10 protein-coding genes are annotated in these 11,076 nt (G+C 66.0%); 7 read left to right on the forward strand and 3 right to left on the reverse strand.

The window, feature by feature from the left end; all coding sequences use genetic code 11:
• Positions 1–18: 18 nt before the first annotated feature.
• The 3 genes from PRN20_RS05605 to PRN20_RS05615 are packed head-to-tail and all read right to left on the reverse strand — an operon-like array spanning position 19 to position 3,724.
• Entirely contained in the window at positions 19–1,560 is a 1,542-nt protein-coding gene (locus tag PRN20_RS05605; protein ID WP_273956131.1) for a hypothetical protein, read from the reverse strand.
• A 13-nt stretch (positions 1,561–1,573) separates the two neighbouring features.
• Positions 1,574–2,515, reverse strand: a complete 942-nt coding sequence (locus PRN20_RS05610) for a DUF6384 family protein (protein WP_273956132.1) — start codon at positions 2,513–2,515, stop codon at positions 1,574–1,576.
• 21 nt (positions 2,516–2,536) lie between these two features.
• A complete protein-coding gene (locus PRN20_RS05615) occupies positions 2,537–3,724 on the reverse strand; it encodes a cell surface protein (protein WP_273956134.1) in 1,188 nt (395 codons plus the stop codon).
• Between the two features lie 237 nt (positions 3,725–3,961).
• Between PRN20_RS05615 and PRN20_RS05620 the strand changes: the two genes are divergently transcribed.
• The 7 genes from PRN20_RS05620 (at position 3,962) to deoC (ending at position 11,068) form a co-directional block, all read left to right on the forward strand.
• The gene (locus tag PRN20_RS05620; RefSeq protein ID WP_273956136.1) at positions 3,962–4,423 is read left to right on the forward strand and encodes a CoxG family protein; all 462 of its coding nucleotides are present in this window, start codon (positions 3,962–3,964) and stop codon (positions 4,421–4,423) included.
• A gap of 192 nt (positions 4,424–4,615) precedes the next feature.
• A complete protein-coding gene (locus PRN20_RS05625) occupies positions 4,616–5,608 on the forward strand; it encodes a BMP family lipoprotein (protein ID WP_273956138.1) in 993 nt (330 codons plus the stop codon).
• A gap of 96 nt (positions 5,609–5,704) precedes the next feature.
• Entirely contained in the window at positions 5,705–7,255 is a 1,551-nt protein-coding gene (locus tag PRN20_RS05630) for an ABC transporter ATP-binding protein (protein ID WP_273956782.1), read from the forward strand.
• The gene (locus PRN20_RS05635) at positions 7,252–8,388 is read left to right on the forward strand and encodes an ABC transporter permease (RefSeq protein WP_273956140.1); all 1,137 of its coding nucleotides are present in this window, start codon (positions 7,252–7,254) and stop codon (positions 8,386–8,388) included. The genes PRN20_RS05630 and PRN20_RS05635 overlap by 4 nt, the downstream gene beginning before the upstream one ends.
• A gap of 3 nt (positions 8,389–8,391) precedes the next feature.
• Complete coding sequence (locus PRN20_RS05640; RefSeq protein WP_273956142.1) at positions 8,392–9,357, forward strand: ABC transporter permease; 966 nt, start codon at positions 8,392–8,394, stop codon at positions 9,355–9,357.
• Between the two features lie 212 nt (positions 9,358–9,569).
• The gene (locus tag PRN20_RS05645; protein WP_273956145.1) at positions 9,570–9,977 is read left to right on the forward strand and encodes a cytidine deaminase; all 408 of its coding nucleotides are present in this window, start codon (positions 9,570–9,572) and stop codon (positions 9,975–9,977) included.
• A gap of 56 nt (positions 9,978–10,033) precedes the next feature.
• Complete coding sequence (deoC, locus tag PRN20_RS05650) at positions 10,034–11,068, forward strand: deoxyribose-phosphate aldolase (RefSeq protein WP_273956146.1); 1,035 nt, start codon at positions 10,034–10,036, stop codon at positions 11,066–11,068.
• Positions 11,069–11,076: the final 8 nt, after the last annotated feature.

The following is an 11,076-nucleotide window of genomic DNA, read 5'->3' on the forward strand; positions in this document are numbered from 1 at the left end:
GGCGCCGAGGGCGGGCCGCTAGAATCCGCCGCCGGTCTTGAATCCGCCGCTCGTGCGATTCCCGCTCGTGCCGGTGCGTGGCCGCGAGAATCCGCCGCCCGATCCGCCACCGCCGCCGAAGCCGCCGCCACCGGTAGGCAACCGGCCCCAGCTGCCGCCGAAGCCGCCGTTGTCCCGTCCGCCTGAGACCCCGCCGCCGAAGCTCGAATCCGGCCAGGTGAAGCCGCCCGAGTTTCCGCCCCACGGCGTTTCCTGCCGCGGCTGCGGCCGTCCGCCGCCCTGCCAGTTCTGGCTGCGCCGCCACTGTCCCCAGTAGTCCGCGGCGCTGATGCCGCCGCGCAGGAAGTCGTTGAGCAGGTCGCCGACCAGTTGGTCCTCGCGGAAGGTCGAGCGCGGATTGTCGAAGCCCTGCTTCTTGAACTCGTACTGGATGTCCTCGAGCTCGCGCCGCCGCGCCGCGAGCGTCTTCAGCCGGCTGCGCTGGTCGCGGCTGTCTGCATCCTCCTCGGAGGCCCGCTGCCGCGATTCGTCGATCTGCTTGACGATCGTGTCGTCCTGCGCCGTCTGCGTGGCCCGTGCCTGGGCCAGCAGCGACTGGATGTCCTCACGCCCCAGCGCCTCGGCAAGCCCGCCCACGGCCGAGGTGAAGGCCGGATCGCTCCCCTGCGCCAGCTCGCGCTGCTCGCGCGCCAGCGCGTCGCGCTTGTCCTCGGAGCTGACCATCTCGGCGTCGATCGCAACGATCCGCGCCTCAGCCTTCTCGAGAATCTCGCGCGTCGGCTTGCCGCCGGCCGCATCGACGGCAGCCTTCTCCAGCTTGACCACCACTTCGGCTGCCGCCTTGGCAATCTGCTGCTGCCGTTCGGCGTGCTCGCGCAGGCGCAGCGGAATCTCGTTCAGCATCGCGAAATTGGCCCGCGCCTCGGGGAACCCGACAATCCGCGCGATCAGGCCGTCGAGATACTTGATCAGGTTGTTGTGCCGATAGTTCTTGGTGCCGTAGCCGCGCTCCCACAGGTACATGAACAGCGAATCGTCGCGGTACGGCTTGCCCTTCTCCTCACGATCGGCCTCGGCCTGCTCCGTCTTGCGCATGCTCTCGGCTGCCACCTGGGCCAGGTGCTCGGCCGCCGTGCGCTTCTCGACATACTCCGGATTCTTGACTGCATCGACCGACACGCGATCCGCCAGCGCCTTGAGCTCGGCCTGCGCCTTGTCGACAACCGCGCGCTTCTCGGCCCGCTCCTTGGCGAGCGCCGCGATCAGCTTGTCGAGGTTCTTGAGTTCGGTCTCTGCCGAGCTGAGTTCAGCGCCGTGCCGGCTCAGCATCTCGCGCGCCTTGGTCTCGGCCTGCGAAAGCCGACCAGTGAGTTCCGCCTGTGTCGAGGGGTCGAGCCTTACCGCTGCGAGCTGCCGCAGCAGCTCGCTCTCGGTCTCCCTGAACTTGGTGACGAGCTCGGCCGAGCGCGACAGACGCTTGGCGATCTCGTCCTCCTCGCGGCGGATGTCGCGCAGCGCGTCATCCAGCGATCTCAGGGCCTCCGGGCCGGAAAGGGTCATGACAGGACCAGCCTTACCACCGCGTCACCGCCCCGCCTTGCACGGGCATGACATAGTCCACATCGAGGAAGCCGTATTCCTTCAGCCCGAGCACATTGCGCTGCACGATCCCGTCGTCGCGCTTGTCCGCCTCGACGGAGCGATAGGTGCTCTCGGGCACGCGCACCCCCCAGGTCGAGACGTTCTCGGTCTGCCCGTTCTCTTCGTTAGTGACGGGCAGGGTGAGCGCCTTGCCGTCGTTGTCGATCGCCTCGACCACGACGTAATAGTTGGTTGCCGCCGTGTTGACCTCCGGGAATGTCCAGAAGCCGGTCTTCTGGCCTTCGCGGTTGACGATCCTCAACTGGTACTCCTGCCGCAGCTTGTCGCGCAGCGCCGTCATCCCGGCGATCGCCTGCTCAGCCCCCGCCCGGTTGCCTTCGGCAGCAGCCTTCTTGCCGCGCTCACGCAACTGCTCGGCCTCGGTGGCCGCCTGCTGTACCTTGGTTTCCTCGAAGATGGTCTGGTAGAGCGCGTCCATTTGCGCCGGCAGCTTTTCGGCCAGCTCGATGCGCGCGCCCTCGATCTGCGCCTGCTGGAACGGACGGTAGGCGAGGAAGTAGCCCCCCAGCCCCAGCGCCGCGACGAGCAGGATGGCCAGCACCGCTGGTCCCCACCTCCGGCGCTTCACATAGAGCCGGGCAAGGGTCACCCCCAGGCTCGATTTTGGCGGTGCATAGGCGAAGCGGCTCTCCTCGAGCGCTTTCACGCCCTCCTTGAGCACATCGTCGGTCACCTCGATGCCCTGCTGGTGATAGATCTCGCGCAGCTTGTCGATAAGCCTTTTCTCGCGATCCTCTCCGGCGAGCTCCCGTTCGACAAGATCCTGCCGGTGACGGAGCGTGTCGACCACGTCCATCGCCATCATCACCTCGTCGAGCGGGGCCTTTTCGGCCGTAGCCGTCGTCGTGCTCATGGTCGAGCCAGTTCGCGCTCCTTAGGCCTTCTTCTCTTCGAGAAGCAGGGCGTTGCCTTCGGCCGCCAGCTCGGCGAGCCGACGCTTGCCATCCTCGACTGCATCGCGGATCTCGGCGGAGTTCTTCGTTGCCGCATCGCGCATTTCGTTGATGATGACCCGGGACTTTTCCTGGAAGTTTACCACGGAGTCGACCAGCTTCTTGACCGCGTCGGCGCGGATGGTCGGGCCATAGCCGGCCTTCACGGCCGCCTCGCCGACCTGGTCGCCGATCTCGCTCAGCGTCTCGAGGCTCTTGGACATCCCTTCCTTCATCGCGTTCAGCGTTTCGGTCGATTCGTGCAGGCCGAACAGGCCCGTGAACGAAGCCGAGAGCGCCGTGAACACGGTCTCATTGGTCGAAAAGAACGAAATCGCCTGCTGGTAGACGCGCTCCTTGGCCTGCGTCGTCTGCATCAGCCGCGCCATCACCACTTCCGAGGTGGAGTAGGAGATGGTGAGGTTGTCGGAGAGGTCCTTGGCGATCTGGTAGCGGCGCTCCTCGTTCTGCAGCGCGCGCAGCTTCTCGTCGCGATCCATCTCGAGCTTGGCCCGGTCGGCCGGCGTGCCGTCCTTGAAGTTGGCCACGGCGTCCGAGGCGGCCTTCAGCGTCGCCTTCTTCTCTTCGAGCTTCCTGGTCGCGGTGTCGAGCACCTCGAGCGCCATCACCTCGGCCTGCTTCAGCGCGCCCCGGAAGTCGCGATAGGCCTCGAGGATGGTGTGCTCGCGGTCGACCTGGTTCTTGGTCTCCTTGGAGACGTCGAGATAGGTGTCGCGGATCTTATCGAAGCGGGTGGCGATATCGCCGCGGCTGACCTTCATCCAGACGTTCGACACGCGCTCCATGAAGTCGAGCTTGCCGTCGTCGAGCTGGTCGACCATGGACTTGGCGTCGTCGCGGATCGAGTTGAAGCCGTTGGTGATGTCCTCGTAGCGCTCGCCCACGTTCATGGCGGCCACCTGGCTGCGCACCACTTCGTTGAAGGCGCTCGCCTGGGTCAGCGTGCGTCCGATCAGGATGACCTTGTTCTCGTCGAGGTCGGTGATCTGGTTGAGCAGTCCGGTGATCGGCTGCTCTCCCGTCTGCTCCGGCCAGATCCCCAGGTCCTTGATGGCACCCATCGCCTTGTCGAGATACTGCAGGGGCTTATCCATTACATCAGTGGCCATTGGACGCTCTTCCCTAGTTAGGTCACCTTGGGGCGACATGATTCCCGTTCACGGCATCGGGTGACAATCTAGCTAACGCCGAACCCGACTATTTTGCGGCATATGGTGCGAAAAAGCCTCACGAAAAGAGCGTCTGGCAAAGAATGCGTTGACCGTGGCGATCAGGCTGCAATTGTCCATGGCGGCGTGGCACATTAGCTATCGACGGGTTGATCCGGTTCGTTCATCGAGGTGCGCATGGAATTTGGCGGCAAGTACCTGGTCGCAGCCCCCCGGCTGAAGGTCTGGGAGGCGCTCAACGACACCGAGATCCTGCGCGCCACCATTCCCGGCTGCCGCCGCATCGACTGGACCAGCGAGACCGCGCTCGAGATCGAGATCGAGGTCAATCTGGGCCTGATGCAGCCCGTCTTTTCCGGCGATCTCGAACTGCTCAACGTCGTCCCCGCCGAGCGCTACACCCTGGCCGGCCGCGGTCGCGGGGCGCTGCTGGGCAAGGCCGAGGCCGCCGCCGACATCTCGCTGCGCGACGAGGGTGCGCACACGCGCCTCGTCTTCACCGCCAACGGCGGCGCCGATGGCGGCATCATGAAGCTGGGCAAGACGCTCGTCGGCTCTTCCGCCCAGAAGGTCATCGACGGCTTTTTCAAGCGCTTCGGTGAGGCCATGGGCGTCGAGGTCACCCCGCTCCCCGGCTGACCGGAACCGGCGCCCTCCGCTCGCCGGGAGCCAGTCGGGTCAACCTTACCGCACGGTTTTTGCCCACTTGGTCAAAAATTGCGTGAAAGCCCCCTTGCAGAGCGCGGTTTTGCACGATTGTATTCCGGCCAACGTGCCGGGCTGTCAGGGCGGCGGTTGCCGTTGCCGGTGCGGAACAGGGAGACAACCTCAATGAACTTCATCAGCAAGCACCTCGGTGCTCTCGCCGCTGGCGTCGCCGCATCGGTGCTCGTCGCCGGCGCTGCCTTCGCCGACCCGGCCGTCATCTATGATCTCGGCGGCAAGTTCGACAAATCCTTCAACGAAGCGGCCTACAACGGCGCCGAGGCCTGGAAGAAGGAAACCGGTGGCACCTTCACCGATCTCGAGCTGCAGAACGACGCGCAGCGCGAGCAGGCGCTCCGCCGCTTCGCCTCGCAGGGCGCAAACCCGATCGTGATGGCCGGCTTCTCGTGGGGCACTGCGCTCGGCACCGTCGCCGCCGAGTTCCCGGACACCCACTTCGTCGTCATCGACGCCGTGGTCGACGCGCCCAACGTGCAGTCGATCATCTTCGACGAGCACACCGGTTCGTTCCTCGTCGGCGCCATCGCCGCGCTGAAGTCGCAGACCGGCACCGTGGGCTTCGTGGGCGGCATGGACGTGCCGATCATCCACAAGTTCTACTGCGGCTACGCCCAGGGCGCGAAGGCCGCCAACCCGAACGTCAAGGTCATCGAGAACTACACCGGCACCACGCCGGCCGCCTGGAACGACCCGGTTACCGCCGGTGAGCTGACCAAGGCGCAGTTCGACGCTGGCGCCGACGTGGTCTTCGCCGCCGCCGGCGGCTCGGGCCTCGGCGTGCTGCAGGCCGCTGCCGACGCGGGCAAGTTCTCGATCGGCGTCGACAGCAACCAGAACTACCTGCACCCCGGCTCGGTCCTGACCTCGATGCTGAAGCGCGTCGACGTCGCCGTTCAGAACTCGCTCACCGACGCGAACTTCAAGCCCGGCCTCACCGTGCTCGGCCTCAAGGAAAACGGCGTCGGCTATGCCCTCGACGAGCACAACCAGGCGCTGATCACCGAGGACATCAAGACCGCGGTCGACAAGTTCTCGGCAGAGATCCAGTCGGGCGCGATCACCGTCCACGACTACACCGTCGACAACACCTGCCCGTAAGGTCCAAGCGTGACCGACCCCGTGCAGAACGGCGACAATCTCCAGCAGCGGCCCCAAGGGGCCGTTGCATCTTCGGCCGCGGCATCTGATCTTGCCATCGAGCTGATCGGCATCAACAAGCGCTTCGGCGCCGTGCATGCCAACAAGGACATCGACCTCAAGGTCCGTCGCGGCACGGTGCATGGCATCGTCGGCGAGAACGGCGCTGGCAAGTCGACGCTGATGTCCATCCTCTATGGCTTCTACACTGCGGACTCGGGCGAAATCCGCGTCGGCGGCACGCCCCACGCCATCACCGATTCCCGCCACGCGCTGGCGCTCGGTATCGGCATGGTTCACCAGCACTTCATGCTGGTCGACAATTTCTCCATCCTCGAGAACGTCGTGCTCGGCGCCGAGGATAGCGCCATGCTCGGCCCCAGCCTCGACCGCGCGCGCAAGGAACTGACCCGCCTAGAGAAGGAATACAATCTCGAGGTCGATCCCGACGCCATCATCGAGGACGTCTCGGTCGGCACCCAGCAGCGCGTCGAAATCCTGAAGGCGCTCTATCGCGGCGCCGACGTGCTGATCCTCGACGAGCCCACGGGCGTGCTCACCCCGGCAGAGGCCGACGATCTGTTCCGCGTCCTCCGCGTGCTGCGCGACCAGGGCAAGACCATCATCCTCATCACCCACAAGCTGCGCGAGATCATGGCCATCACCGACTACGTGTCGGTCATGCGCCAGGGCGCCATGGTGGATACGCTCAAGACCTCCGAGACCAATCCCGAGCAGCTCGCCGAGCTGATGGTCGGCCGCCGCGTGCTGCTGCGCGTCCACAAGACGCCGGCCAGGCCGGGCGACACGTTCCTCTCGGTCGAGAACCTCGTCGTGAAGGACGATCTTGGCGTCACCCGCGTCAAGGATGTGAGCTTCACCGTGCGCGCCGGCGAGATCGTCGGCATCGCCGGCGTTGCCGGCAATGGCCAGTCCGAGCTGCTCGAATCCATCTCCGGCATGCGCGACCAGTCGAGTGGCACCGTCCGTTTGAAGGGCACGCCGCTGTCGCTCGAAGGCGACGACGGAGCCCACCGTGCCCGCAAGGCTGGCCTCGCCCACGTGCCGGAGGACCGGCAGCGCATGGGCCTGATCACCGGCTTCGAGGAGTGGGAAAACGCCATGCTCGGCTATGAGGACGACCCGGCCTACGGCAAGGGCGTGATCCTCGATATCCCGGCGGCGCAGGCCCAGGCCCGCGAGCGCATCAAGAAGTTCGATATCCGCCCGGCCAACGAGCGGCTGAAGACCGCGCTGTTCTCGGGCGGCAACCAGCAGAAGATCGTTCTGGCTCGCGAGATGGAGCGCAACCCCGACGTGCTGATCGTCGGCCAGCCGACCCGCGGCGTCGACATCGGCGCCATCGAGTTCATCCACAACCAGATCATCAAGATGCGCGATGCCGGCAAGGCGATCCTCGTCGTCTCGGTCGAGCTCGACGAAATCCGCTCGCTCGCCGACCGCATCCTCGTGATGTTCGACGGCCACATTGTTGGTGAGGCAGATCCTGCCACGGCCACCGAACGCGAACTCGGCCTGATGATGGCCGGCGTCACCGACAAGAAGGCACCCCCGGCGCGCGAAGCGGCCGAAGGAAAGATGCCATGAGCTCCGCCCTCCTCAAGCCGCTGCCGCGCTGGGCCGATGTGGTCCTGTTGCCGTTGCTCAACCTGGCGCTGGCCTTTGTCGTCTCCGGCCTCGTCGTCCTCGCCATCGGGCAGGATCCGCTGGCGGCGCTGAATGCCATCGTCACCGGCGCCTTCGGCAACGGCTACAACATCGGCTACACGCTTTATTACTCCACCAATTTCATGTTCACCGGCCTTGCCGTGGCGGTCGCCGCGCATGCCGGGCTGTTCAACATCGGCGGCAACGGCCAGGCCTATATCGCTGGCCTCGGCGTCATCGCAGTCGCGCTGCCTCTGCAGTTCCTGCCGTGGTGGATCACCTTCCCGATCGCCATCGTGGCCGGAGCCGCGGTAGGCGGGCTCTGGGGCTTCATCCCGGGCTGGCTGCAGGCCAAGCGCGGTTCGCACGTCGTCATCACCACCATCATGTTCAACTTCATCGCCGCGGCGATCATGGTCTACATGGTGGTGAACGTGCTGAAGCCAGCCGGCATCCTCGCCCCGGAATCCGCGATGATCGCCCCTGAGGGCCGCATGCCGAAGCTCGGCGCCTTCATCCCCTGGTTCAAGAACACCGACGTCAACTTCACGCTGATCCTGGCGCTCATCTGCCTCGTCGGCGCCTACTTCCTGATCTGGCACACCCGCTTCGGCTTCGCCATGCGCGCGCTGGGCCAGAACCCGACCGCCACCCGCTATGCCGGCATGTCCAACAGCAGGATCATCATGATCGTCATGACCATGTCGGGCGCACTCGCCGGCATGGTGGCGGTCAATCAGGTGTTCGGCGTGCAGTACCGTCTCGTGCTCGATTACGTCGCCGACGCCGGCTTCGTCGGCATCGCCGTGGCGCTGATGGGCCGCAACCATCCCGTCGGCATCCTCTTGGCCGCCATCCTGTTCGGCGCGCTCTACCAGGGCGGCAACGAGCTGCAATACGTCATCCCGGGGCTCTCCAAGGAAATGGTCGTCGTCATCCAGGCGTTGGTCATTCTCTTCACCGGCGCCATGGAAGGGCTGTTCCGGCCCGGCCTGCAGCGCATCTTCATGGCCCTGTCGCCGCGCCAGAAGGCCGGCGCCATCGAAGCCAACAGCGTCAAGTCGGGGGGCTGAGCCATGGATCTCGGCATCATCCTCTCCACCCTCGACGCAACCCTCCGTCTGTCGACGCCGCTGCTGCTCGCCTGTCTGGCCGGCCTCTATTCCGAACGTGCCGGCGTGTTCGACATCGGTCTCGAAGGCAAGATGCTGGCCTCGGCCTTCGCTGCTGCCGCCGTCGCCGCGGTCACTGCCAATGTCTGGCTCGGGCTGCTCGCGGGCGTCGCGGTCTCCATCACCACCGCGAGCCTCCAGGGCGCCGCCGCCATCACGCTGCGCGGCAACCAGTTGATCGCCGGTGTCGCCATCAACATGCTGGCGGCCGGCCTCACCACCTTCCTCGGCATCCAGTGGTTCGGGCAGGGCGGCCGCACCCCGCAGCTCACCACCGACGGACGCTTCCAGAACATCACTTTGCCTTTCGCCAACGAGCTCTCGGGCGTTCCGGTCATCGGCCAGATCTATTCCGAGCTGATCTCGGGCCACAACATCCTGGTTTACGTCGCCTTCCTCGCCGTGCCGATCACCTGGTGGGTGCTTTATCGCACCCGCTTTGGCCTCCGCCTCCGCGCCGTCGGCGAGAACCCCAAGGCCGTCGACACCGCCGGCATCTCGGTCACCAAGCTGCGCTACCAGGCCGTGCTGATCACCGGGCTGCTCTGCGGCCTCGCCGGCGCGTTCTTCTCGATCGCCCAGGGTTCCGGCTTCGGCAACAACATGACCGCCGGCAAGGGCTTCATCGCGCTCGCCGCGCTGATCTTCGCCAAGTGGAAGCCGGTCCCGGCCATGTTCACCTGCCTGCTGTTCGGCTTCCTCGATGCGCTGCAGATCCGCCTGCAGGGCGCCGAAATCTTCGGCATCGACGTGCCGGTGCAGGCCATCCAGGCGCTGCCCTACCTGCTGACGGTGATCCTGCTCGCCGGCTTCATCGGCAAGGCCGTCGGCCCCAAGGCCGGTGGCGTGGCGTATACCAAGGAGCGGTAGCTTGGGCTCGATCCAGCAACAAGCACCGGCCCCCACCTCCCCCTCGACGGTGGAGGCAAGCGCAGCTTGTGAGCAGAGCGAACTAGCGCAGCTCGGAGGGGGTGCACGGCGCCACGGTGCTCACCGCTCACCCCCTCCCAACCTCCCCCGTCGAGGGGGAGGTGCCGCTCCGTGGGGGTGGCAACATCGAGGCCCGCAGCAGAAGATCGACCATGCCACACCCTAAAGACGCCGAACTCCTCGCCGCCGCCGAAGCCGTGCGCGTCAAGGCCTATGCGCCCTACTCGAACTTCCACGTCGGCACGGCCATTCTCGCCGACGACGGCAAGATCTATGTCGGCTGCAACGTCGAGAACGCCGCCTATCCGGTCGGCAATTGCGCCGAGCCCTCGGCCATCGCCGCCATGCTCGCCGGTGGCGCCCGCCGCATCAAGCGCGTCTACACCACCGGGCCGGGCACCACGCCCGTCACCCCTTGCGGCGGCTGCCGCCAGCGCATCCGCGAGTTCGCCGACCAGGATGTCGTCGTCGTCTCGCACGGCATCGACGGCACGCCGCTCGAGCAGACCATCGCCCAACTGCTCCCGCACTCTTTCGGACCCGAGTTTTTGGGCCGATAATGGCAGTCGACAAAGTGCCGCAAAAACCGCCTAACGGGAGGCGGCAAGGAGGCCATATGGAACTGCGAGTCGTCGATCAACCTGCAGGGGGCAAGCCTGCCGTCGTCAAGGCGCAGGAGCCCGCTGCTTCGGCCGCTGCCTCACATCGCCGCAATCCCGGCTTCCCGCTCGATCTCGATTGGGTCGAACGCGTCCGCATGAACCGCTCGGCGCTCGAACGCCGCGCCGCGACGCTGCCTGCCCGCCGTACCGTGAAGAAGGATTGGCAGGCCGCCTGGCTGCTCAAGGCCATCACCCTGATGGACCTGACGACGCTCAATTCCGACGACACCCCCGGCCGCGTCGAGCGCCTCTGCGCCAAGGCCCGCCACCCGGTGCGCCAGGATATCCTCGAAGGTCTCGGCGCCACCGAGCTCGACATCAAGCCCGCTGCCGTCTGCGTCTACCACTCCTTCGTCAAGACTGCCGTCGATGCGCTGAAGGGCACCGGCATCAACGTCGCTGCGGTGTCGACCGGCTTCCCCCACGGCCTCGCGCCGCTCTCGACCCGCCTTGCCGAGATCGAAGCCTCGGTCGCCGATGGCGCCAACGAGATCGACATCGTCATCGAGCGCGGCATGGTGCTGCGCGGCGACTGGCAGGCGCTCTATGACGAAGTCCGCGCCATGCGGAAGGCCTGCGGCGACGCCCACATCAAGACCATCCTCGGCACAGGCGAGTTGGCCACCCAGACCAATGTCGCCAAGGCCTCGCTGGTCTGCATGCTGGCCGGCGCCGACTTCATCAAGACCTCGACCGGCAAGGAAAAGGTCAACGCCAACCTCCAGACCTCGCTGGCGATGGTCCGCATGATCCGCTGGTTCCACGAGGAAACCGGCATCGAAATCGGCTACAAGCCCGCCGGCGGCATCGCCACGGCCAAGCTCTCGCTCGACTACATGGCGCTGATGAAGGAAGAGCTCGGCACCCACTGGCTCCAGCCGCACCTGTTCCGCTTCGGCGCGAGCTCGCTGCTCACCGACATCGAGCGCCAGCTGGAGCACACGCTGACCGGGCACTACGCGGCGGACTACCGGATGCCGATGGTGTAGGGGCAGCG

The sequence above is a fragment of the Devosia sp. ZB163 genome (assembly GCF_028613635.1).
GTDB lineage: Bacteria > Pseudomonadota > Alphaproteobacteria > Rhizobiales > Devosiaceae > Devosia_A.